Raw genomic sequence first — 24,848 nt, forward strand, 5'->3', positions numbered from 1 at the left:
ACTTCACCACGCCTTGCTCACGACGAAGCGTGCGCTGCGTCCGAACACCGGGCGGCCGTAGATCGCCGTGGCGCTGCCCTGGCCTGCCAGAGTATCGGTACGCGTGTTGCCTTCGGTGAGGCCTTTGGCGTTCGTCAGGTTGTCGCCGGTGAGCTGGAACTGCCATTGTCCGTGCGTTACGGTGACGCCTGCGCCCAGCGAGTGGTAGGAAGGCAGTTCGGTCGCATTGAAGAAGTCCACATAGCGCTTGCCGGTGTAGGCAAAGCTGCCGTACACGTCGACCTGGTTATTGCCCATGCTGAAGGCGTAGCTCGGGCGGATATTGCCGAATACTTTGGGCTCGCGGATGATCTGGTTGCCGACCACTTGCGACGGATCGGCGCCGGTGGAACTCACGAAGTTGCGGTACTGCGGGTCCTGAATGGTCAGCGACGCATTGAGGACGAAGCGATCGGTCACATACCAGGCGCCATCGGCTTCGGCGCCTTTGACGACGGCCTTGCCGAAGAACGGCACGGTCTGGTCATTGCGGCCGGTGACCGGATTGAAGGCCACGAAGGATGCGTTGAGCGGATCGAATTGCGTGTAGAAGCCCGTCACGTACAGGTAGGACTTGCCGAACGTCGTCTTGAAGCCGGCTTCATACTGGTTGGCCTTGGTGGTCAGCACCAGCGGATCGACCGAGGCCGCGACCTGCATGGACGGCGGAATTTCGAGGTGGGATGCGCGGACATAGCCACCGATGCTGCTGGTGAAGTCGTAGTTCGCACCCGCCGTCCAGTTGGTGGTGTGCGGTTTGTAGGTGTGGGACTGGCGGTCGCCGGTAAAGGCGCGCGTGGCATCGTCAGCCAGGGTGTTCTTGTCGCCCAGGTTGGCCTGCTTGGTCAGCAGGGCGTAGCCGTCGTAGTGATAGCGTTCGGCGCGCACACCCGCATCGAGACGCAGACGGTCGGTAACTTCCCAGGTGTCGTTCAGGTACAGTGCCCCCATTTTTGCGTGCACATCGCCCTGGTTCAGCGTGGTGCTGTAGCGCAGAACGCCATTGTCCGTCACGGAGCCCAGCACGGCGCCGGAGGCGGAATAGGCCAGCAGGTCGAGTGTACGCGGCTTGCCCTGCACTTCGATCAGCATGTCGTTGTAGACGGAAATGCTGGTCTGGCCATAGCTGCTGCCGTAGAAGCCTGCTTTCACGTCGTGGTTGCCAAGGCCCGTCTGGAAATTACGCGTGACGTTGATGTCCACCTGATTCGAGCGGAAGTCCGAGCCTGCTGCGCGGTATTGTCCCTGCATGACCAGGCCGGAGGCGGATGCCGGATCATAGACCTGGCTGCCATTACTGCCAGCGATGGCATAGCCCAGGTGATCGACCGCGCCAAAGGCCGTTTTGGAAGCGGCGAGGAAGCCGTTGGCGAAGCTCTTCGCGTCGGCCGGGTTGGAAGTCGAATAGAAAGCGTCGAAATCCAGTTTGCCTTTGGTGAAGCCGGCTTTGGCCGACAGCAGCCAGGCGCCGATTTCGCCCTCGTATTGCAGGCCGATGTTGCCGAATTCGAGGTGACGGCCGTTCTTCAGGTCGCGCTGGTCGGTCTGCAGAGCGCCCGAACCATCCAGGTATTTCTGCGGCACGTTGCGCAGCGACGGCGAGTTCATCGTGCCCTTGAAGTAGTCGATGTAGGGATCAAGGGAGACACCAGGGTTGCGCGGATCGGCAATCGGAATCGGCAGATAGAAGACGTTATGGTCGTTCAGGTAGTTGGCGCTCAGCTTCCAGGTGCCGGTATCGGTCACGCGCTTGATGTTGGCGCGGAGCTGGCCGCCGCGGTCATTGGGGAAACCGTTGTCGCGATGACCGTCGTCCTGGCGAATGAAGCCGCCGATGGCATAGAAGGTCTTGTCGTCAATGGCGCCGGCCTGGTAAGCGTCCAGGCGCTTGAGACCCGTGGTGCCAAGGCTGACCTGGGCCTTGCCCTGCGTTTTTTCCGTGCCGGTGACCGTGGTGTTGTTGACGATGGCGGCGGCCTGGCTGGCGTAAATCGGCGCCGGTCCGCCGCGCACCACTTCCACCGTTTTCGTCATCAGATCGTAGCGGTTCATGCTGTCGCCGCGGAAGAAGAAGCCGTTAATTTCCGTAAACAGCGGCAGGCCATCCTGCTGGAACAGGGCGTAGCCGTCGTCGGTTGGAATGCCGCGCACGCGGGTGATGTTCTGCACTTCGCCACCAGTCGCTTCAACCTGGATGCCTGGCATTTTGCCCAGCAGGTCGGCCATGTTCTGCGGCGCCAGTTTTTGCACGTCGCCCTGCGACAGCGAGTTCACGGCATAGGACACATCGAAGCGGCGCTGCGGACGGGCGGAGCCGGTGACGACGACGACCTGCGAATCGGTGGTATCGGCAGCGGGCGTAGCGGCAGCGGGTGCCTCTGCGCTTACCTGCGCGAGAGCCGACGTAGTGAGCGCGTACAGCGCGCCGATCGCCGCGGCGAGTGTCTTTTTCCTGATCATGGTTTCACTCCTGGTAGGTAGGGATAAGTCACCAGCAGCTTAAGGACCAATTTTGACCGCTTTATTTATTACTTGTAAAATAAATCGAAAACTTGATGGCAAGGTGATAAGCAATGAGAGCGGCGCGACTGAACCTGGTGTCGGAAGAAAAGCGTTTGCTTCGGCATATGCGCAGCAAAGGGCCGATGCCGCGCACGGAGCTGGCCCTGTCCCTTCAGGTCAGCAACTCCTCATTGACGAAGCTTTCGCATAACCTGATCAGTCTCGGTCTGGTCGAGGAACTGGCTGCGGCTGAACCGCCAGTGCGCGGGCGGCCGACCGTTCCCTTGGCGGTGTCGCCGGCCGGCGGTTTCGCTGCCGGAGCGACGGTGCACAAAGGCGTGCTGGAAATCGCCCTGGTCGATTTTGCAGGCGGTGTCATCTCGCTGACCAGTGAGCAGGTGGGTGCACCCGATCCCATCGAGTTCGCCAACATCCTGGAACAGCGAATCAGTGAGCTGAGCCTCAAACACAAGCTGCTGGGCATGCGTTTTCTCGGTATCGGTGTCGGCGTGCCCGGGCCGGCCGTTTCGCGCAAGGGCGATCAATGGCATACGGTGAAGGACTTGCCGGGATGGCGCGACGTGCCACTGCGGCGGATACTGGACGAAGCCCTCGGCACCAGCGTCCTGCTGGAAAACGACGCCAAGGCGGCAGCGCTGGCGGAATACTATTCGGGCGGCACCATCGGCAAAGCGGCCACCGTCGTGGTGATCCTACTGGGATATGGCATCGGGGCGGGAGTAATTGAAGACGGGCACCTGATCAAGGGGGAATTCGGCAGCGCCGGCGATGTGGGCAGACTGTATCCGTCGGACTTACCGCGCCCGACGACGATGGATCTGCTATCGGTTCTGCAGCAGGCGGGATGTCCGGTGCTGTCGGTCGCCCAGTTCGAGGAACTGACGGCGGGCTATGAGGACGTGATCGAGCAATGGCTGGACCGCGCCGCCGTTCAGCTGGAGTCCCTGGTGAACAGTGCCATCGCCTGGTTCGATCCGGACGAGATTGTGTTTTCAAGCCCGTTGCCGGAATCGATCACATCGCGTCTTGCGGCCAGATTGAACGCCTTGTCTCTGCGTTGGCCGCACTATCGGCAGCACGGCGAGGTGCGCGTGTCGACACTTGGCGGCAGTGCGATCGCGATCGGTGCAGCGCTGCTGCCGATTCACGCTGCGACAGCGCTGCTGGCCTGACACGAAGCGGTCATCTGCGGGCAGTATGCTGGACGGGCCAGGAACTCGCCTCCATTTGCCTCCCGCCTCATGTTCGCCCATCGCCCCCTCATATGGATCGGTCAATGCCGCCGCGCCGTCAAAAATGACCGGCACATCATCGGCTATGCATCCGGCAATTTCGGCAAGGCGATCCTGCTGGGTACTATCGATGTCACGCTGCTCTATCTGCTGACGGACGTTATCGGCATTGCGCCCGCGCGCGTCAGCCAGCTGATGGTGCTGGTGCTTGCTGGGGACCTGATGTTCGATCTTTTGGCGGGATGCATTGCGGGCAGGGCAGAGCGGCATGGCATCGGCTACCGCCGCCTGATCGTGCTTTTCACCCTGCCATGTGCGCTGGTCTTTGCCGCCATTTACAGTTTCCCGCTGTCAGGCATTGACGATATTGTGGTCGCCGGCGCCCTCATCCTGTGTTTTCGCGCCGTTTTCGCGGCCATCGATGTTCCGCATAACGGCTTGCTGGCACGTGTTACGGCCGACAGCCACGCGCGCGGACGCGCCTCCGGCTACCGCACCATCTTCAGTTCCATCGCAAGTATCACCATCGCCTGTGCGATAGCCCCGCTCATGCACGGTGCAGTCGGTAGCGCTGCGCCGGAACGGATGGCGTGGCTGGGCATTGCGGGCGGCCTGCTGTTCTGCGCTTCGTTGCTGTTGGCGGCATGGTGTTCGAAGCCGGCGCATAATGCCGCCCCGGCGCGTCACCGGCAATTGTCGACGCGGCGCTTATTTCCGCGGCCGGACAGCTTGTTTGCCGCGATGGCGTCGATTGCGCTGATCACCGGTTTTGCCACGCCTATGTTCGTCAAGACGCTGCTTTATCTGTGTACTTATGTCTTGCAAAGTCCCGAATTCGCCGGACAGGTTCTGCTGATGCTCGCGGTGAGCCAGATTCTTGGCGCGATGTTCTGGATTGCGATGGTCAGGCATCAGGATAAAACGTCCCTGCTGGCGATGAGTCACGCCATTACGGTTGTGGGAATTGTCCTGTTTGCAGCGGCGGGTGAAAACAGGATTGCGCTGCTGACGTATGCGGCACTGATCGGCATTGGCTTCGCTGGCGTCTTCATGCTGCCATGGGGGATACTGGCCGACATCATCGACTTCTCGGAATTCCGCTATCGGGATCGGCGCGAAACGCTCTCGTTTGCAGTCATGCTGGTGCTGCTGAAGGGCGGCGGTGCAGCAGCGCTGGCGACAATCGGTGGAACGCTTGCAGCACTGGGCTACGTGCCGGGCGCCGTGCAGCCGCCTTCAGTCCTGTTGGGAATGAAAGTGCTGGCATTTGGCGTGCCGGCGGTGGGATCGGGGATCGCAATCCTGATTCTCCGGCATCTGGATATCGGACACACTCTGCACGCGCGGGTCAGCCGCGTGAACCGGATGCGGCGGACAAGGCTGGGCTGACGCCTACTTTCGCGCCAGTGCCTTGGCAGCAGCGGCGACCTGGTCGCGCAGCCACTTGTGTTCCGGCGCCTGATGCACGCGCTCATGCCACAGCTGATAGAAGCGCATCGGCGGGAACTTCACCGGCACATTGAAAATCTTCAGCGGCAGCGAGTTTTCGTAGAAGCGCACAAACTGGCGGCCTGTGGTCAGCACCAGATCCGATTGCGTCACCATGTAAGGAATCAGTCCAAAGTAGGCCGACTCCACGGCCACGTTGCGGCGCAGATTCTGGCGTTCGAGGAAGGAGTCGATCACGCCGCCGTATCCGGGCACCATTTGCGATGGCGCCACGTGGGGCAGGGTGAGGTAATCGTCCAGCGTCATCGCATCGCTTGCGGTGCGCTTGGCGTAAGGACTGGCCGCATGCATCACGCAAATGATCGGGTCCTCGAACAGTTTGGAGATGTGCAGATGCGCCGGTGGTTCATCCCAGTTTGCGATCACCAGGTCCATATCGCCATCGGACAGCATGCGCTGGTAATCGCTGCCTGGCCCCAGGCTGTGGATCACTACCCGGCTCATAGGCGAGCCGCGGCGTAGCATGGACACCACATTCGGCAGGAATTGCGAGTCCAGATAATCCGGAGCGGCTATGTTGAAAGTACGGGCTTCTTCCTGCGGTACAAAGGGCGTCTTCTTGACGAACAGGCCCTCCGCCTCGTCGAGAATGCGCTTGGCGGGACGCAGCAGGCTTTCGCCGTGCTGGGTCGGCACCATGCCGCGCGCGCCGCGCACCAGCAGCGGATCGCCCGTCAATTCACGCAGTTTGCGCAGCGAGGCTGAAATGGAGGGCTGCGGTTGATTGAGCTTGAGCGCCACCCTTGATACGTTCTTCTCCACCAGCAGCAGATAGAGAATGCGGATCAAATGAATATCGAGGTGTTGCGGCAGGCCGGACATGATGCGTGTGTATATTGGATCGAATATGTTGAATATACGCTATTTTTCATGTGTGATGGTGTATAACCGTTTATCTTCTGTAGATTGGCGACCGTCTAACTCAAGGAATTACATGGAATACCTGCTCCCGTACGGACTCGAATGGGCGAATCTGCTGGTGCGCTGGCTGCACATCATCACGGGCATCGCCTGGATCGGCGCATCGTTCTATTTCGTCTGGCTGGATAACTCGATTCGTCCGCCGGCACCAGGCTCGGATCTGGCGAAGAAGGGCGTGTCCGGCGAGCTGTGGGCAGTGCACGGCGGTGGTTTCTATAACCCGCAAAAATATCTGGTGGCTCCGGCTGAACTGCCGAAGGAACTGCACTGGTTCAAATGGGAGGCTTATACCACCTGGCTTTCCGGCTTTGCGCTGCTGACGATTGCCTACTACTTCAATGCGCAAGCCATGATGGTCGATAGGTCGGTGTCGGACCTGAGCAGCCTGCAAGCAGTCGGCGTAGGTATCGCCGCATTGGTGATCGGCTGGGTGGTGTACGACCTGCTGTGCAAATCTCCACTGGGCAAAAGCGACAAGTGGTTCGGCCTGGTGATTTTCGCGCTGCTGGTCGGCGCGGCCTATGTGCTGACGCATTTGCTGAGCGGCCGCGCGGCCTATATCCACATTGGCGCGATGATCGGCACCATCATGGTGGCCAATGTGGCGATGGTGATCATCCCCGGCCAGCGCAAGATGGTGCAGGCGATGCAGGCGGGCGGCCTGCCGGACCCGCAATACGGCATCAAGGCCAAGCAGCGCAGCGTGCATAACAATTACTTCACGCTGCCAGTGCTGTTCATCATGATCAGCAACCACTATGCGATGACTTACCAGAACAGGAACGCCTGGCTGGTGCTGGCCTTCATCATGGCAGCCGGCGTGTTCATTCGCCATTTCTTCAACCTGCGCCACAAGGGCCGCGTCGAATGGCGCTATCCGGCGATTGGCGTCGCGCTGCTGCTGGCGATTGCCGTGGTGATTGCGCCGTCACGGCCAGCGCAAGTTGCGGCGAGCGCCGATCCGGCCGCTGAATTTGCGAAAGTGAAGAGCATCATCGACCAGCGCTGCGTCGCCTGCCATTCGGCGCATCCAACCCAGCCTGGCTTCACCAGCGCTCCGGCCGGCGTGGTGCTCGATACGCCGGACCAGATCCATCAGCGCGCCGCGCAAATCCAGAAACAGGTGGTTGAGCTGAAGGCCATGCCACTCGCCAATCTGACCAGTATGACCGACGCCGAACGCGCGCAAGTCGCCGCCTGGCTGGCGGCAGGAGCAAAGTAAATGAAAGAACAAATCATCCAATGGATCGACCAGCACTTCGATGAAGAAGTGGCTTTCCTGCAGAAGGTCCTGCAAACGCCAACCGATACGCCGCCCGGCAATAACACGCCGCACGCCGAGCTGGTTGCGCGGCTGCTGGAAGCCTATGGCTGGAAGGCTGAGAAGCACGCGGTGCCGGAACAGGTGGTGCGTGATTACGGCATGGAGACGATCACCAACCTGATCGTGCGCCGTCCCTATGCGGCGGGCGGTCCGACCGTGGCGCTGAATGCGCATGGCGATGTGGTGCCGCCGGGCGATGGCTGGACCAAGCCGCCATACGGTGGCGTGGTGGAAGACGGGTATATCTATGGCCGCGCTGCTGCGGTCTCGAAATCCGACTTCGCGACGTTCGTGTTTGCCACGCGCGCACTGGAAGCGCTGGGCGTGCCGCTGAAAGGCGCGCTGGAACTGCACTTCACCTACGACGAAGAATTCGGCGGCCTGCTGGGTCCCGGCTGGCTGCTGGAAAAGAAACTGACCAAGCCGGATTACGTGATCGCGGCAGGCTTCAGCTACAACATCGTCACGGCGCACAACGCCTGTCTGCAACTGGAGATCACGGTGCACGGCAAGTCCGGCCACGGCGCCATGCCTGAAACGGGCCACGATGCTCTGCAAGCTGCCACCAGGATCCTGAACGCGATCTACGGGCAGCTGCCGGAACTGAAGAGAATCAAATCCAAAGTGCCGGGCATCGATTCGCCAACGATGCTGGTAGGCCGCATCGACGGCGGCACCAACACCAATGTGGTGCCGGGCAAAGTCGTGATGAAAATGGACCGCCGTATGATTCCGGAAGAAGATCCGGCGCAGGTGGAAGCCCAGGTGCGCGCGCTGATCGAAGAAGCGGTGCGCGGCGAGCCTGGCATCCGACTGGAGATCCGCCGCCTGCTGCTGTCGCACGCCCTGCGTCCGCTGCCCGGCACGGACACGCTGGTCGCCAGCATCCGCAACAACGCGAAGGACGTCATTGGCGAAGAGATCAGCGCGGGCGGAACGCCCTTGTACGCTGATGCACGGCTATATGGCGAGCATGGGATTCCAGCGGTACTATATGGGGCTGGGCCGCGTACCGTGCCCGAATCGAATGCCAAGAAAGCAGATGAAAAGCTGCTGCTGGAAGATCTGCGCAAAGCCACGAAAGTCGTTGCGCTTACACTGGCGGACTTCCTCGCAGCGGCATAACGCCGAGGAGATGTGATGTTTGAACGCAGGATGACCGCCGGCTGGGGCGATATGGATTTCAACAGCCATATGGCCAACACGGCCTATCTGAACAAGGCCGCCGACCTGCGGATGATTTATTTGTCCGAGCACGGTTTTCCGATGGGGGAGTTCAAGCGCCTGAACATCGGCCCGGTGGTGATGAAGGACGAATTGAACTACTTTAAGGAAGTGCTGCTGCTCGACCAGATCACTGTCACTCTCGCGTGCGCGGGCCTGTCGCAGGATGGCTCGCGCTGGATGCTGCGTTCCGATATCTACCGCAGCGATGGCAAGCTGGCGGCCCGCATCAACAGCTCCGGCGGCTGGCTGGACCTCACAGCGCGCAAACTGGTCACGCCACCACCGGCATTGCTGGCAGCCTGGCAGGCCTTGTACCAGACGGACGATTTCACCGAGCTGCCAAGCAGTGTTGTGCGTTAAATGATGGTTTGTCGGAAAATTGTAATCTCAATCGTGCGCACATTTTAGCTATGTACCATTAGTCACTCTTACTAACTTGTTAAGAGGAGGGTACATATGTTCCTGCATCGCCCACGCGGCATTGTCGCCGCGGCCGCACTGCTAGCCGGTGCGGCCATCCCCGCAGCGCATGCCGATACCGTCACGCTGGACACCCATACGCAAGGCTGGGTGGACAGCAAAGGCGGCGGCAACGGCTCCGAGTCGTTCAGCAATATGTACACAGGGATCGACCATGAGAGCTATATCAACAGCTGGGCGCTGTTCTACATTCCGCCCGGCAGTTACAGCTCCGCCAGCATGACCTTCGATCCCAAGTTCTACGGCGACTACGGCGCCAGCACGATCGGCATCTTCGATGTATCGCACCGCTACACCACTTTTTTGAACAGCATGCAGCCCGGTAAGGATGTCTACGCGGACCTGGGCAGCGGTGCGCTGTATGGCACGGCTTCGCTGCTCGATACGGCGAAGACGGTCAACCTGTCCGGCAACGCGGTATTCGACATCAACGCCGCCGCAGGCAGCTACATCGTTTTCGGCTTCAGCAATCTCACCTTGAATCAGCTGCCCATCGACAGCACACCGGGCGGCATTTATCTCACCGGTTTCGGCCGAGGGCAATCGCCGCTCGAACTGAACCTGGTCACAGCGCCCGTTCCTGAACCGGGCAGCTGGACGATGCTCTCCGGCGGACTTGGCCTGATCGGCTGCGTCGCACGCCGGCGCCGCTCGCGACCCGCCTGATCTTCCTGTTCCTGTAAAGCGCAGTTTGCATTCGTGGCCGCCGCAGCGCGCCGCGCGGGATTCGTGCGCGCTGTCGAAAGCCATCATTCGAAACTTCTTTGAGGATGATCCATGAATCTGAGAAAACAAATCGGGGCAACGTTGCTGGCGGCCGCTGTGGTGGCGGCGCCGGCGCAGGCAGACACGCTGGACTTCGAAGGCATCGCCGCGCAGGCGGTGGGCTACAAGGATGTGGTGGAACATAAGGGTTACTCGATGACGGGCGAGTCCGCGCTGGACGATGCGCTGCCCGGCGATCTGGTCGGCGGCATCATGAATGGCAGTAAGCCCACGGACTGCCTGTGGCTATCCTGCCCGGTCAACAACAGCACCACCTATTACACGGGCTTGAACGATGGTGTGATGCTGCTGGAGCGCGATGATCACAAAGCCTTCTCCCTGCTGTCGCTGGACGCATCTTTCGTCGGCGCCATGCAAGGCGCAGCGACGCCCGATATTCCGGGCATCCTGCGGATTCAGGGCTTCCGCGCCGATCACACCTACGACATCTTTGACGTCGAGCTGCATCAGTCGAATCGCCAGTTCTTCTTTGAGAACACCAGCACCGGCGATTTCGGCAAGGACCAGTTTATCGCCATGGCTTTCTTCGGCCTGGCCTGCGGCGACGGCGGCGATTGCCACGCCTTCGAAACCAACCAGGGCCAGTTCGCCATCGATAACCTGAATGTGAGCGTATCGGCTGTACCTGAGCCATCCAATATCGCAATGCTTGGCGGCGGCCTCCTGGTCATGGGCGCGATGACACGCCGCCGCAAGAACCAGCGCTTTGCGAGCAAAGAAGAATTGTCCGCTTAAACCCAGATCTAGGAGACTTCATGAAACTACGTCCTGTAACGTGGGCGGTGCTGGTCGCCCTGAGTTTTGCTGCGCACGGCGCCTGGGCCGAAGCTGTGCGCCGTCCTTACATTGTGCAGCTGGCCGACGCGCCGGTAGCGTCCTACAGCGGTGGCATCGCCGGCCTGCAGGCGACCCAGCCTGCGCCGGGCCAGCGCCTCAATCTGCAATCGCAGCCGGTGCAGCTGTACACCAATTATCTGCAGCAGCGCCAAGCCAGCGTGCAAGCGATCGTGGCCGGTGCGCCGGTGCTGCATGAGTACAAGGTCGTGCTGAACGGCTTTGCCGCCATGCTGACCGATGACGAAGTGCGCCAGTTGAAGGCCAGCCCGCAAGTGGCCGATATTTCGGCGGACGAGCCGCGCCGTCCGGTCACCAGCTTTACCCCAACTTTCCTCGGACTCGACAAGCCGGGCGGCTTGTGGAGCCAGCTCGGCGGGCCAGAACACGCGGGCGAAGATGTCGTCGTCGGCATTATCGATAGCGGCGTCTGGCCCGAGAATCCGGCTTATGCGGATCGCGTGGATGCGGCAGGCAAGCCCACTTTCGACAATAATGGAACGCTGGCCTACAACGCCCCGCCTGCGACCTGGCATGGCGAGTGCCAGACTGGCGAAGGCTTTACCGCTGGCCATTGCAACAACAAGCTGATTGGCGCGCGTTATTTCGATGCCACCTACCGCGCCATCCAGGACCAGGCTGGCCTGACGCCGGCATGGAGCGATTTCCGTTCGCCGCGCGACTCGCTGGGCGCACCGTCCGGCAGCGGCGGCCATGGCACGCACACGTCGACCACGGCAGCCGGCAACCACGGCGTGGATGGCAATGTCAACGGCGCCTATGTCGGCACGCTGTCGGGCATGGCGCCGCGTGCGCGGCTGGCGGCGTACAAGATCTGCTGGGCGTATCTGGAGCCTTTCGCCACCAGAGCCAGGTCGGCTGCTTCACGGGCGACGCGGTGGATGCGATCGAGCAGGCCGTGGTGGATGGTGTGAATGTGCTGAACTTCTCCATCAGCGGCAGCGATACCGTGAAAGACCCGGTGGAGATGGCCTTCCTGCACGCGGCGAATGCGGGCGTGTTCGTGGCTGCGTCCGCGGGTAATGCGGGACCGGGCAACACGGTAGCCCACGTCAGCCCATGGCTGGCAACCGTCGGTGCGTCCACGCATAACCGCTTCCAGAAAGCCGATGTCACGCTTGGCAACAAGGCCGTGTATTCCGGCGCGTCGCTGAACATGACGCCGCTGGCTGGCGGCACGCCCATCATCCGCGCGCAGGATGCGGGCTTGCCGAATGTGGACCCGGATCGGCTGCAGTATTGCTTCACGGCGGCCAATAACGATGGCGCGCCGGTGCTGGACACGGCCAAGGTAACGGGCAAGATCGTGACCTGCCTGCGCGGCGTGAACAATCGCGTTGATAAGAGCCTGGCCGTGAAGGAGGCGGGCGGCAGCGGCATGGTGATGATCGACAACGGCAATGGCCTGGTAGCGGAAGGGCACTCCGTGCCGACCGTTCACGTGAGCGCGGAAGATGGCGCGGCGATTGCCAACTACGCGCAGGCACTGAACGCCACGGCCGCGATGAGCAAGTTCGTCATGACCACCAAGGGCGAGGCGCCGATCATGGCCAACTTCTCCTCGCGCGGCCCGAACCCGACGGATGGCGATGTGCTGAAGCCTGATATGACAGCGCCCGGCGTCAATATCGTCGCTGGTGTCACGCCTTCGCTGACCCAGGAGCAGCGTAGCGATGTGGTCAACGGCACGCTGGTGCCGCAGCCGGCCTGGAATTTTTATGATGGCACATCCATGTCCAGCCCGCACGTTGCAGGTATCGCAGCGCTGTTGAAGCATCGCCATCCCGACTGGTCGCCATCGGCCATCAAATCGGCGCTGATGACGACGGCCTACGATACCTTGCCGGATGGGCTGTTCGGCATGGAGGCTGGTACGCTGCCCTTTGCGCAGGGCGCTGGCCACGTTGACCCGACTGCGGCCGCCGATCCGGGACTGGTGTACACGGTGGGCGCATCGGACTACAAGAAGTACCTGTGCGGCACGGGCATGAGCGATCAATGCAGCGAGGGCAGCATGCCAGGCTATAACCTGAACCTTGCGTCCGTTTCGGCCGGTAATGTGGTCAATACAGCGGTGATCACGCGCACGGTGACCAATGTCAGCGGCGCTGCGTCAACGTACACGGGCAAGATCGACGTGCATGGCTTTACGGCGGCGCTCCAGCCGGCGACGCTGGCGCTGGCGCCCGGCGAGAGCAAGTCCTTCAACATCGTGTTGACGCGCACTACCGCATTCGAGAACATCTGGCAGCTTGGCTCGATGGAATGGAGCGATGGCACGCATAAGGTGCGCAGTCCTGTCGTTGCGCGTGTGGGCCGCATGGTACGTTCGCCGGCTGCGCTGCGCAGCGACAAGACGGATGGCAGCACCATGATGACGGTGGAAACGGCCTTCAACGGGCGCATGGCTTACGCGCTGGGCGGCTTGAAGGAAGTGCAGCGCACATCCTTGCGCGTGGGGCAGGCGCCGGACAACAGTTCCGGCACGCCGGCGCGGATGCAGGCCAGCTGCAAGGCCGGCGGCACAGGTGTGCTGGTGCAGACGGTGCACATCCCTGCCGATACCGTGGCTGCGACTTTTGAGCTGTTCGACCGTGATACGGGCAAGCCGGGTATGGACGATCTGGATATGGCGTTGTTCGATCCCGGCTGGAAGCTGCTTTCCACCAGCGCCGTTGAAGGCTCGAATGAGCAGGCTTTGCTGGCTTCACCGGCGGCGGGGGACTATAAGCTGTGCATCATCGGCTATTCCGCGGCCAACCGGGCCAGCATCGACTTCCAGCTGTCGTCGGCCATTGTGACCAGGTCGGATGCTGGCGGTTCGTTGCGGGCCATGCTGCCTTCGCGCGTGTACACCGGCAAAACGGCGACGGTGAACGTGAGCTGGTCGGGACTGCCTACAGGGAAGAGGTATGTGGGAGGCTTGCAGCTGATGGATGCCAATGGCGTGCTGGCGTCGACCACGCTGCTGCAGGTGGAAACGGATGATCCGGTGCCACTGGCGCGGGCGCAGCGGCAGGCGCCTGCGGTCGATCCGCTGAAGTGAAAAACGGCGGGTCAATGACCCGCCCTACCAGCTACCAGCTAAGTGAAAAACGGCGGATCGAATGATCCGCCCTACGTAGGGCGGGTCATTGACCCGCCATCCACGTTACTTCAACGTGCGCTCGAACAGCTGGAAGATGCGGCGATACTGGTCGTACCAGCTCTCAGGCTGTACGTAAGCGTGGCGTTCCAGCGGATAGGACGCCAGCTCCCAGTGATCCTTTTTCAACTCGATCAGGCGCTGTGCCATGCGCACGGAGTCCTGATAGAACACGTTGTCGTCGACCATGCCGTGGCCGATCAGCAGGTGACCTTTCAGCTTGTCGGCATACTCGATCGGCGAAGAGATCTTGTACGCTTCAGGATCGATGTCCGGCGTGTTCAGGATGTTGGACGTGTAGCCGTGGTTGTACGTGGTCCAGTCGGTCACAGGGCGCAGGGCCGCACCAGCCTTGAACAGATCCGGTTCACGCAGCAGGGCCATGAAGGTCATGAAGCCGCCGTAGCTGCCGCCGTAGATGCCGACGCGGTTGATGTCGCCTTGCTGATTGGCGGCCATCCACTTGGCGCCGTCCACATAGTCTTCCAGTTCAGGGTGGCCCATCTGGCGGTAGATCGCCGTGCGCCAATCGCGGCCATAGCCTTTGGACGCGCGGTAGTCCATGTCCAGTACGATGTAGCCGTTCTGCACCAGCAGGTTATGGAACATCTGCTCGCGGAAGTAGTTGGTGTAGCGGTGGCTCACGTTCTGCAGATAGCCGGCGCCGTGCACGAACATCACGACCGGATACTTCTTGCCTTCTTCCAGCTTGGCCGGGCGATACAGCTTGGCCCAGACAGGCTGGGTGCCATGCGAAGACGGCACCGCCACGTACTGCGGCTGCACCCATTCGCGCGCCTTGAATTCGGCGGTGCGGGTATCGGTCAGCTTGGTCGCAGCGCCACCGGCGGCTGGTACGATGGCCAGCTGTGGCGGCAGATAGGCGTTGGAATAGTGCACCAGCAGCTTGCGCTGGTCCGGCGACAGGGAGAACTGTTCGACACCGCCATCCAGCTGGGTGACTTCACGCACCGCGCCATCGCTGGCGTTCACGGAGCAGACTTCATATTCGCCCGGCGTCTTGCGGTTGCACAGGATGTAGGCCATCGAGCCGTCTGCATTCCAGCGCACATTGGTGGCTTCCCACTGGCCGCTGGTCAGAGTGCGCTGCTTGCCATCGGCGCCCAGTGTATACAGGTGGGCATAGCCGCTTTCCTCGGACTGGAACCACAGGGTGCTGTTGTCCTTCATCCAGCCGAATTCGTTGTAGCTGTTATTGATCCAGGCTTTGTCGGCCAGGTGGTGCTGCGGCTGCAGCCTGGCTTCCTTCAGATCGACAGTGGCGATCCAGCGGTCCTTGTTGTCGACGGCACGCAGCATCACGGCGAGCTTGCCGCCGTTCTCGGTCCATGCCAGGCCATCGCCTTCATCTTCTTCCAGGCGCACCGGGCGATTGCCCTTCAGCGCCGGCTGCTTCTGCGCTTCGCGCAAGGACGCCAGAGGATCTTTGGCGATATCCGGCAGATTATCGAGCGAGATGTCGCGCACGGTGCGCGTCTGCAGATCGATCAGCTTCAGGGTCTGGGCCAGCGGATAGTTGCGGCCAACGCGGGTGCGCTGATCGTCGAACTCTTCGTAACCGGATTCCGTCACGTAACGCGGCATCTTGCCTACGCGGCCGCTGTCGCCGTTCTTCGGCGAGACCGCCACGACCAGCCAGCGGCCGTCCGGTGACAGGGCACTGGCATCCAGGGTGATCTTGTCGCCGAGATAGTACGGCGAAGGCGCGCGGGTAGCGTCGGCGCGGCGCTCGGCTTCATTGCGCTCGCGGACAGCTTCGCGATCATCCTTCTGGCGCTTCAGCGTGGAGATCAGGCGCAGCTGCATGGCGCGCAGGTAATCGTCATCCGGTGCGGCGGCTGGGTCTTTCATCGCGCGCGGCATGGCGAGCGGAGTCACCAGGCGGTCGGCACGGCTCCAGCTGAACCAGTCGTGGCCGATGCGGAACTGTACGGCGCGGCCGTCCGCCGAATACTGCGGTGCTTCGGCCGGCACGGTATTGCGGCTGATCTGGGTCAGGATGCCCGTCTTCATGTCGCGCTCGAACAAGTCGCCATTGCGCAGCACGATGGAGCGGGTGCGGTCATGGTTGTAGACGACGGTGGCGCTGTCCTGATTGGCCAGTTCCGCATCGCCGATCAGGCGCGGCTTGTCGCCAGCCTGGAACGTATCGCGCAGCGGAGAGCCGGTGCGCTTCTGTTTGTAGAAGACCTGTTTGCCGTCCCAGCTCCACCATGCGGTTTCGACCGGCGTGCCAATCCAGTCCGGATGGGACATGGCCTGATCGAGGGTGACGGGAGTGACGGCGAAGGCGGGAGCTGCCAGCAAGCTCGCCAGCAGAGGGAATGCTAGATATCGCATATGTGTCTTTTATATAAGGGGGAGATGTGCGAACGCGCATTCTAGCAGAGCGCCATTGGCCTCCCGCGGCAGTGACCGGCCGTTACAGCAGGCGCGCGATGGTTGCGCTCAGGATGTCCAGCGTGACCGGCTTGGTCAGGTGCAGGTCGAAGCCTGCCGCGATGGCGGTGGCGCGATCCTTGTCCTGGCCGTAGCCGCTGAGGGCAACCAGCTTCGTTCCGGCCAGTTCGGGCAGGGCCCGAATACGGCTCGCGGCTTCCTCGCCGCGCATGTCCGGCAGGCCGATATCGAGGAAGACAACATCCGGCCGCATTGCTTGCGCCGCTTCGATAGCGTCGATGCCGCGATGCGCCACTTGCGTTTCATGGCCGGCCAGTTGCAGAAGCGAAGCAATGATGTGGGCCGAGTCGGCGTTATCGTCCACGACCAGGATGCGGTAGCAGCACGGTGGCGCTGCGGCGGCATCTGTGCCGGAATCCTGGGCGGCTGCACTGGCTTGCTCTCCCGGCAGGCGCACTTCGAACGTGCTGCCCTGGTTTTCGCCGGCGCTGCTGGCGGACACGCTGCCGCCATGCAGCCATACCAGCGTCCGGACCAGCGACAGCCCGATGCCCAGGCCGTCCTGCACGCGGTCCGGCGCATGGCCTGCCTGCGTGAACAGATCGAAGATGCGCTCTACCTGTTCGGAATGAATGCCGATCCCGCTGTCGCGCACGCGCAGCACCGCATGTTCATCTTCGCGCAGCACCTGGACTTTGATATTGCCGCCCGGTGGCGTGAATTTGGCGGCGTTATTGAGCAGATTGCCGACCACCTGGGTCAGGCGGATGGCGTCGCCAACGACCCACAGCTCGCCCGGCAGGTCCAGCTCCAGCTTGTGCTGGCGCGCTTCGATATTGGGCAGGCTGGTTTCCAGGGCGGCGCGTACTACCTCGCACAAATCGGCAGGCGCGCGGCGCAGCGCGATCTTGCCGCGCGAGATGCGCGAGACATCCAGCAAATCGTCGACCAGGCGCACCATATGGTCGGTCTGGCGCAGGATGATCTGGCGCGCATGTTCGTGCAGCGGCGACGGTGAAGGATCGGCGAGACGCAGCAACTCCACCGCATTACGGATCGGTCCCAGCGGATTGCGCAGCTCGTGCGCCAGGATGGCCAGGAATTCGTCCTTGCGGCGGTCCATGTCGCGCAGTTCGCGTTCGACGCGGCCCAGGCGCAGCAGGGCGCGCACATTGGCCACCAGTTCCTCGGGTTCGATCGGTTCGAACAGGTAGTTGTCGGCGCCGCAGTCCAGCGCACGCACCTTGTCCGGCGTGGCGACATACGAGGCCGACGTCTGCAGCACCAGAATGTAGGCGGTGGACTTGTTTTCTTTCAGGTGGCGGCACACGTCGAAGCCGCTGATGTCGGGCAGTTTGGTGTCCAGCAGCACCAGGGCAGGGTCTTCGCTGGCAGCTTTGGCCAGCGCCTCTTCACCACTGGACGCCTCGATCACGCGAAAGCCGGCGCGCGTGAGGATGCGCGTCTTCGCGTAGCGTGCGGCATCGGTGTCGTCGACGTTCAGGATAAGTTCTTCATCGGCGCTGGACATGGCGTGGCCTTATGACGGATGGCAAGAAGCCTTGAGCTGGGCGAGCAACTCATCGCGCAGCACGGGCTTGTTGAAATAGCAGTCCGCGCCCAGGGAAAAGGCTTTCTGCCGATCGGAGACTTCGGAAACGATCAGCACCGGGACATTCTTGCGCTGCTCGCTGGCCTTGGCCTGGCTTAGCCACCGCCAGCTGTCTTCGCCCTGCAGGTAGAGGTCGAGAATGACAGCGGCGGGCTTTTCGGCGGCCCACGCTTGCTCGGCTTCCCACAGGCTGCGCGCGCACACGGCACGGAAGGGTGTATTGCGCAGGAAGCTGCGATACATCAGCATGGTGGAGCGGTCGTCTTCGATGATCAGGATGGGCAACCCGCTGCCATCCTGTGGTTCGGTTTCGAGCGCGTCTTCGCTGTCCGCGCCAGCCTGGTATTGACGCGGCAGGATAACGCTGAACGTTGAGCCCTGGCCGGGCACACTGTGCAGCGTGACGCTGCCGCCCAGCAGGCTCGTCGCCAGCCTGCGGCACAAGGGAAGGCCGAGTCCCGTGCCTTTCACGCGCTGCTGCAGCCGGCTTTCGACCTGGCTGAATTCCTCGAAGATCACTTGCTGGTATTCTTCGGCGATGCCGATACCGGTGTCTTCCACATCGAAGCGGATGCTATCGCCTTGCACGTCCGCCGAAACGCGCACATGGCCCGTTTCGGTGAATTTCAGCGCATTGGAAACGAAGTTGCGCAGGATCTGCGACAGCTTGGCTTCGTCTGAGTACATGATCAGCGGCGCAGCCGGCACGTCGAAGATCAGTTCCACGCGCGCGCCGGCCAGAAGGGGGCGCAGCATGCCGCGCAGGGCACTGAATAGGTCCGCCACATCGAATTTGACCGGCCGGATATCGACCTTGCCCGCTTCGATCTTCGCCAGGTCCAGCAGGTCGTCCACCAGTTCCGTCAGCGATTCGGCGCCTTTCAGAATGAACAGCACCTGCTTTTCCTGTTCTTCCGTCAGCTCGCCGTCCGCGCGCTCGATCAGCAGGCGCGACAAGGCGCGGATCGAGGATAGCGGCGTCCGGAACTCATGGCTCATATTCGACAGGAAGCGCGACTTCATCTCGTCGGCACGGCGCAGGTGATCGGCCTTCTCATCCAGCTCGGCATACAAAGCCACGACGCCGCGGTTGGTGTCTTCCAGTTCGTGCGTCAATTGCAGCAATTCTTCCTGGCGCGTGTTCAGCTCCGCCAGCGTGGCCAGCAGTTCCTTGTTCTGCTGCTGCATTTCCGACAGGGTGACATCGGCCGGTAGCGCCGTCAGCTGGGCACCCATTGCGCCCACCATGCCAGGCGTCAGCAGGGCAGCTTCGCGCGGCAGCAGTTTTTTCAGCGTGATCGTCGTGCCGCCGCCAACGGTGGTGCGGATGTCGAACTGGTCCATCAGGCGCCTGGCGCCGATGATGCCAAGGCCCATGCCGGTTTCGGACTGATAGCGGCCGGACAGCACCACATCGAGATGCGGAATGCCCGGCCCCTGGTCGCTGATCGTGATGACCAGCAGCTGCGGCGCGGTTTCACCTTCCACGGCAAACTCGATACGTCCGGCGCGGGCATAGTTGTAGACATTGCGCGCCAGTTCGGAAACTGCGGTGGCGATGCGTACCTGATCCTGGCCGCCGAAACCGCATAGTCCGGCGATCTGGCGTGCGCGCTGGCGCGATGCCACGACATCCAGCTCCGCATGTACGCCAAGGTTGAGGATGCGTAAGCTCATGGCAGCCACCCCTGGTGGTCGCGCAGCACCAGCACACTGACGTCGTCGCGTCCGCGCCGGAAGTCGCGATACAGCACGCCGGCCAGCAGGGCCGGGTGGCATTGCAGCAGGCCCGGATAATCGTCGATATTCCAGCGCGACGTCAGGCCGTCCGAATGCAGAACCATGGTTGCCGTGCTGTCCCAGTTGGCGGGGAATTCCTGCACCTTGCGCATATTGCTGCCGACGATGCCATTGTGGGATACCAGCTGGCGCCGCTGTTCGCCCTGGAACAGGTGGGCGGATATATTGCCGATGCCCGCGAACTGCAGCCGCTCGTGCAGCATGTCGAAGCAAACCACGGCGACGGCTGCGCCGCGCGTGGCGCGCAAGGCGGCGTGGACATCGTCCATCAGCATGCCGGCCGCCCGCGCCGGTTCGCGCATCGCCACCTCCGCCGCCAGGTCCGAAGCCTCGGCGGCATGCGGTCCATGGCCCAGGCCATCGGCCAGCAGCACGGTGGCCGTGGTGGCGTCCCAGGCCATCGACCAACTGTCGCCGCAAGCGGTTTCCCCCGGCAGCGGCAGGCAGGCCACGCCGCAGTGCATGCTCGCCTCGGGCGCCGCAACGCCTTTCGGCCAGTACGCCATCAGGATCGCCGTCCCTTTGCCCGGCGCGCTGTACACGTCGAACAGCGACGCCAGGCGCTGCATGGCGCCCAGCCCTACGCCATAGCTGCCTGCCGTGGTGGTGCCATCGGCCGAACTGGCGATGAAATTGTTCATGCCCGGCCCCTGGTCCAGCGCCAGAATTTCAATGCCGCCACCTTTCAGGCAGCGCAGCAGGATTTCGCCATGCGCCGCATGCTTGATGATATTGGTTGCGGCTTCGGTGACGAGCAGTGCAACCTCGCCCACGCTCAAGGCATCGTAACCCTGCCGAGCACACAGCTCACCGGCCGCACGGCGCGCCGACGCCACCTGGCTCGCGTCGGACAACTGGTGGCTGGACTGGCGTCCGGCGATGCCTAGAACGGTTTCCATTTGGTGATCTTCACAGTCGTGCCCTGGCCCGGTTCCGAGGCAATATCAAATTCGTCGGCCAGGCGCTTGGCGCCGGACAGGCCGAGGCCCATGCCGCCGCCTGTCGTGTAACCGTCTTTCAGCGCCTGCTCGATGTCCGGAATGCCGGGGCCATGATCGATAAACGCGACATGCAGACCGCGCTTGCCGTTACTGCACTTGATCAGATGCGCTTCGCCGCCGCCGCCGTAGCGCAGCGTGTTGCGCGCCAGTTCGCTGGCTGCGGTAATCATTTTGGTCTGGTCGATCAGGCTGAAGCCGATGGCGATCATCTGCTCGCGTACCGCCTGGCGCAGACGAACCACGTCCTCGTCGGAGCGGATCTGCAGTACCAGTGCTTCGACGTCGTTATGGCTCACAGTACCGCCCCGCTCAGTTGATGTGGCGCTGCAGCAGTTGCACGCCCTTCTCGACGTTCAGCGCAGTCTCCACGCCGTGCAGCGTGAGACCGAGTTCGACCAGCGTGATCGCCACGGCCGGCTGCATCCCGACCAGCACAGTGCGCGCGTCGAGAATGCGCGCCATGGCGGCTGTATTGCTGATCATGCGGCCGATAAAGGAGTCCACGATGTCCAGTGCCGAAATATCGATCAGCACACCACGTGCGCGCGCGCTCACGATGCGGGCGGTGAGGTCCTCCTGCAGCGTCATCGCCAGGCGGTCATGCATGTCCACCTGGATGGTGACGAGCAGCAGGTCACCCATCTTGAGAATGGGAATGCGCTCCATGCCCGCCTCACGCGGTCTGCTGGTAGACAACTGAAGCGCCGACGCGCTTCAGTGCCACCTGGAAGGCGTCGGCCAGCGAAGCCTTGGTAATCACGTCTTCCAGGTTGACGCCCAGGTGCACAATGGTCTGCGCAATTTGCGGACGGATACCGCTGATGATGCAATCGGCTCCCATCAGGCGCGCGGCGGCAACGGTTTTCAGCAGGTGCTGCGCGACCAGTGTGTCCACCGTGGGCACGCCGGTGATGTCGATAACGGCGATGGAAGCGCCGGTATCGATAATCTTCTGCAGCAGGCTTTCCATCACCACTTGGGTGCGGGCGCTGTCGAGGGTGCCGATCAGCGGCAGGGCCAGCACGTCTTTCCATAACTGCACAACGGGCGTGGACAGCTCCAGCAATTCCTGCTGCTGGCGCATGATGACCGCTTCGCGGCCTTTCTGGAATTCTTCGACAGTAAGGAGGCCGAGCTTGTCGAACAAGGTGCCGGTTTCCAGCAGTTCGGTGGCCAGCGCGTCAGCATCGCCCGCCATCGCGGTGCGCAGCAGCGCGAACAGCGGCTCTTTCAATGCGAAGATGAAGGTCGCGGTCTCGGTAGGGGTGAAGCCCTGGCGCACACGTGTGGCGGAAATGTCACTCAGCAGGTGACGTACTTCGGCCCAGGAAGGCTGGTCGATGTCATAGGTCTGGCCCTTGTCCAGCGCCTTGATCATCAGGGGAATAAAGCGGGCGGCCTGCTGGCGGATCTCCGCTTCCGCGTTTTTGTCGCGGCGCACCAGGCGTGACAGCATGGCATTGAGCCAGCCCTCCAGCAAGGCATCCTGATTGTCGATGAAAATCTTGGCCAGATGGCCGGTAGTTGCCTGACTCATGCCCCGTTCCCTTAGTTGATATTTTTGTATCGAGAAACGGCGAGTCTAGCACCTATTTCCTAAATTCATTGCACGATTGAAGTTCCTTTACCAACAGTATTGGAACCTCTTTGAATGCTGGTGTATTCGATCCGCGCGCGACCAGATCAGGCGAAATGAGCGGCGTCAGTTCGGGGAAATAGCCAATCGCATCGCCGTCCGGAAGCGGACGTTCAACCAGGCGGTAGCCGTTGAGTTCACGGGCGATGCCGTCCGGTGCTGCTGCGCGCACGGTCACGATATCGCCGTCCTGCAGGCCGAGGCGGGCCAGGGTAGCGCTGCCGATGAACAGCACTTTGCGTGTGCCGTTGACGCCACGGTAGCGGTCCACCTCGCCGCGCGGATCGCGGTAGACGGTGGTGTTGTACTGGCGATGCGCGCGCACGGTGGCGAGGCACAGCACGTCCGGGCCAAAGGCGGCGCGGGCGCGCGACATGATAGTGTCCGCCGGCAGGGCATGCGCCGTGAAGCGCGCCTTGCCGCTGGCTGTATGCCAGATGCGCAGGCCCGCCGAATTCGGCAGGCGGAAGCCGAGGCGTTCGCGGATCTTGCGGTTGTAATCGCCGAAGCCTTCCACGGCTTGCGCGTGCGATGCGACGCGCTCGATGTGGTTGCGGGTGGTGTCGTAGTCGCGGCCCATGGCTTGCCAGTCGATCTTCGAATCCGGCAGCGCATGGCGCGCCAGTTCGGTAACGATGAAAGGCTCGGAGCGCAGCGTCTCGCTGGCAGGCATGTTGCGGCCGGTGGAGGCGTGCACCACGCTGGCGGTATCTTCCACGCTGACGAATTGCTGGCCGCCTGCCTGCTGGTCCAGCTCCGTGCGGCCCAGGCATGGCAGCAACAGGCCGACGCGGCCGGGATACAAATGGGTGCGATTCAGCTTGGTGGCAATGTGCACGGTGAGCTGGGTGCGCGAGAGTGCGTCCAGCACGCGCGGGCTGTCCGGACCGGCAACGGCGAAATTGCCACCCAGGCTGGTGAAGGCATGCACTTCGCCATTCAGCAGGCCGCGGATGGTGTTGATCGCATCCAGGCCATGCGCTGACGGGGGCTCGAAGCCGAACACTGCGCGCAGGCCGTCCAGCCATTCTTTCTTGGGACGGTTGGTGACGCCGACGGTGCGGTCACCCTGCACATTGGAGTGGCCGCGCACCGGCATCAGGCCGGCGCCGGGACGGCCAACGTTCCCGCGCAGGAGCATCACGTTCACCAGCGTTTGCAGGGTTTCGATCGCAAATTCGTGCTGGGTCAGGCCCATGCACCAGGTGGCGATGCTCGCGTTCGACCCGGCGTAGATTGCTCCGGCTTCTTCCATCTGCGCGCGCGTCAGACCGCTGGCTTCTTCCAGCGCTGGCCAATCGTGGGCCGCGACGTTGGCGACGAACTGCTCGAAGCCGTCGGTATGCTCGGCGATGAAGGGACGGTCGAGGGCATCGGCAGCCAGCACGGCCTTGGCCATGCCCATCAGCGCCGCGAAGTCGCCGCCGATGCGCACCTGATAATAGGCGTCGGCCAGCGAGGTGCCGCGCCCGGTCAGCGTTTCGGACATCGATTGCGGATCGGCGAATTCCTGCAGACCGCGTTCCTGCATCGTGTTGAAGACCACGATCTTGCAGCCGCGCAGTTTGGCTTCGCGCAGATCGCCCAGCATGCGCGGGTGATTGGTGGCCGGGTTCTGGCCGAAGACGAAGATCGCTTCGGCGTGTTCAAAGTCTTCCCGCGTGATGGTGGCTTTGCCGACGCCGAGCGACAGGCGCAGCGCATCGCCGGAGGATTCGTGGCAGTAGTTGGACGAATCCGGCATATTGTTGGTGCCGAAAGCGCGCGCGAACAGCTGGTAAGGGAAGGCGGCTTCATTGCTGCTGCGTCCCGATGCATAGAACACCGCGCGATTCGGATGCTCCAGCGCGCGCAAGCCTTCGCCAGCCAGCTTGAACGCTTCTTCCCACGCGATTTCGCGGTAAGTGTCGGTGGCGGCGTCGTAGCGCATCGGCGCGGTCAGGCGGCCGAAGCCTTCCAGCTCCCATTCTTCGCGCTGGCGCAGGGAAGTCAGCGTGTTCGCGGCAAAGAATTCCGGCGCGGCGCGGCGCTTGGTCGCTTCGTGCGCGACGGCCCATGCGCCCTGTTCGCAGAAGTCCACCGTCTTGCCGCCCGGCGTGTCCGGATAAGCGCAGCCGGGACAATCGATACCCTGCGGCTGGTTCAGTTTCGTTAGCGTGGACAACGCGGGGAACGGCCCGTTTTCCTGTAAGGCCTTCGCCGTACCGTGCAGCGAGCCAAGGCCGCCGGCTGGCTTGTCGTAAGGACGGATCGGAAACACGCGGTCGTTCATGAGTATTTAGCAAAAAGGTAAGAGGCGGCACTATACCATGGCCTGCATGCTGTATTTGCGTACAG

General features: G+C 62.4%; 19 protein-coding genes. 9 read left to right on the plus strand and 10 right to left on the minus strand.

Annotation, left to right across the window (positions count from 1 at the left end; all coding sequences use genetic code 11):
- Positions 1-3 precede the first annotated feature (3 nt).
- Positions 4-2,499 carry a TonB-dependent receptor gene (locus tag AB4Z19_RS14430; RefSeq protein WP_442035493.1) on the minus strand — a complete coding sequence of 832 codons (2,496 nt, stop codon included), beginning with the start codon at positions 2,497-2,499 and terminating at the stop codon, positions 4-6.
- A gap of 113 nt (positions 2,500-2,612) precedes the next feature.
- Here AB4Z19_RS14430 and AB4Z19_RS14435 point away from each other — a divergent pair, with 113 nt between their 5' ends.
- Positions 2,613-3,734: an ROK family protein gene (locus AB4Z19_RS14435; RefSeq protein WP_442035494.1), complete on the plus strand. Its 1,122-nt coding sequence runs from the start codon at positions 2,613-2,615 to the stop codon at positions 3,732-3,734.
- A gap of 69 nt (positions 3,735-3,803) precedes the next feature.
- Complete coding sequence (locus tag AB4Z19_RS14440; protein WP_442035495.1) at positions 3,804-5,183, plus strand: MFS transporter; 1,380 nt, start codon at positions 3,804-3,806, stop codon at positions 5,181-5,183.
- Positions 5,184-5,186: 3 nt separating this feature from the next.
- On the opposite strand, the gene AB4Z19_RS14445 is transcribed toward AB4Z19_RS14440, so the two are convergent.
- Positions 5,187-6,125, minus strand: coding sequence for a LysR family transcriptional regulator (locus AB4Z19_RS14445; protein ID WP_442027929.1), 939 nt, complete (start codon positions 6,123-6,125; stop codon positions 5,187-5,189).
- A 112-nt stretch (positions 6,126-6,237) separates the two neighbouring features.
- Here AB4Z19_RS14445 and AB4Z19_RS14450 point away from each other — a divergent pair, with 112 nt between their 5' ends.
- The 7 genes from AB4Z19_RS14450 (at position 6,238) to AB4Z19_RS14480 (ending at position 13,942) form a co-directional block, all read left to right on the plus strand.
- Entirely contained in the window at positions 6,238-7,446 is a 1,209-nt protein-coding gene (locus AB4Z19_RS14450) for a urate hydroxylase PuuD (protein ID WP_442035496.1), read from the plus strand.
- Complete coding sequence (locus tag AB4Z19_RS14455) at positions 7,447-8,673, plus strand: M20/M25/M40 family metallo-hydrolase (protein ID WP_442028036.1); 1,227 nt, start codon at positions 7,447-7,449, stop codon at positions 8,671-8,673.
- Positions 8,674-8,688: 15 nt separating this feature from the next.
- Entirely contained in the window at positions 8,689-9,135 is a 447-nt protein-coding gene (locus tag AB4Z19_RS14460; protein ID WP_442028034.1) for an acyl-CoA thioesterase, read from the plus strand.
- Positions 9,136-9,231: 96 nt separating this feature from the next.
- Entirely contained in the window at positions 9,232-9,921 is a 690-nt protein-coding gene (locus AB4Z19_RS14465) for a PEP-CTERM sorting domain-containing protein (RefSeq protein WP_442028033.1), read from the plus strand.
- A 111-nt stretch (positions 9,922-10,032) separates the two neighbouring features.
- Positions 10,033-10,776, plus strand: coding sequence for an NF038120 family PEP-CTERM protein (locus AB4Z19_RS14470; RefSeq protein ID WP_442028031.1), 744 nt, complete (start codon positions 10,033-10,035; stop codon positions 10,774-10,776).
- A gap of 20 nt (positions 10,777-10,796) precedes the next feature.
- The gene (locus tag AB4Z19_RS14475; protein WP_442035497.1) at positions 10,797-11,810 is read left to right on the plus strand and encodes a S8 family serine peptidase; all 1,014 of its coding nucleotides are present in this window, start codon (positions 10,797-10,799) and stop codon (positions 11,808-11,810) included.
- On the plus strand, positions 11,774-13,942 hold the full coding sequence (locus AB4Z19_RS14480) for a S8 family serine peptidase (protein WP_442025825.1): 2,169 nt from the start codon (positions 11,774-11,776) through the stop codon (positions 13,940-13,942). Before AB4Z19_RS14475 ends, AB4Z19_RS14480 begins: the two co-directional genes overlap by 37 nt.
- A gap of 105 nt (positions 13,943-14,047) precedes the next feature.
- Here the strand turns inward: AB4Z19_RS14480 and AB4Z19_RS14485 are convergent, their stop codons facing one another.
- From AB4Z19_RS14485 to AB4Z19_RS14520, 8 genes are all read right to left on the minus strand, one after another.
- Positions 14,048-16,402 (minus strand): prolyl oligopeptidase family serine peptidase, encoded by a 2,355-nt coding sequence (locus AB4Z19_RS14485; protein WP_442025824.1) that lies wholly within the window; start codon positions 16,400-16,402, stop codon positions 14,048-14,050.
- An 82-nt stretch (positions 16,403-16,484) separates the two neighbouring features.
- The gene (locus AB4Z19_RS14490) at positions 16,485-17,993 is read right to left on the minus strand and encodes a response regulator (RefSeq protein ID WP_442025823.1); all 1,509 of its coding nucleotides are present in this window, start codon (positions 17,991-17,993) and stop codon (positions 16,485-16,487) included.
- A 9-nt stretch (positions 17,994-18,002) separates the two neighbouring features.
- Complete coding sequence (locus AB4Z19_RS14495; protein ID WP_442025822.1) at positions 18,003-19,751, minus strand: ATP-binding protein; 1,749 nt, start codon at positions 19,749-19,751, stop codon at positions 18,003-18,005.
- Positions 19,748-20,773 (minus strand): ATP-binding protein, encoded by a 1,026-nt coding sequence (locus AB4Z19_RS14500; RefSeq protein WP_442035498.1) that lies wholly within the window; start codon positions 20,771-20,773, stop codon positions 19,748-19,750. Before AB4Z19_RS14500 ends, AB4Z19_RS14495 begins: the two co-directional genes overlap by 4 nt.
- On the minus strand, positions 20,758-21,171 hold the full coding sequence (locus tag AB4Z19_RS14505) for an anti-sigma regulatory factor (protein ID WP_442029002.1): 414 nt from the start codon (positions 21,169-21,171) through the stop codon (positions 20,758-20,760). Before AB4Z19_RS14505 ends, AB4Z19_RS14500 begins: the two co-directional genes overlap by 16 nt.
- A 13-nt stretch (positions 21,172-21,184) precedes the next feature.
- Positions 21,185-21,541, minus strand: a complete 357-nt coding sequence (locus AB4Z19_RS14510) for an STAS domain-containing protein (RefSeq protein WP_442035499.1) — start codon at positions 21,539-21,541, stop codon at positions 21,185-21,187.
- Between the two features lie 7 nt (positions 21,542-21,548).
- A complete protein-coding gene (locus AB4Z19_RS14515; RefSeq protein WP_442029000.1) occupies positions 21,549-22,412 on the minus strand; it encodes an STAS domain-containing protein in 864 nt (287 codons plus the stop codon).
- A 52-nt stretch (positions 22,413-22,464) separates the two neighbouring features.
- Entirely contained in the window at positions 22,465-24,783 is a 2,319-nt protein-coding gene (locus AB4Z19_RS14520; protein ID WP_442035500.1) for an FdhF/YdeP family oxidoreductase, read from the minus strand.
- Positions 24,784-24,848 lie beyond the last annotated feature (65 nt).

This window comes from Pseudoduganella sp. RAF19 (assembly GCF_052114165.1).
GTDB lineage: Bacteria > Pseudomonadota > Gammaproteobacteria > Burkholderiales > Burkholderiaceae_D > Rugamonas.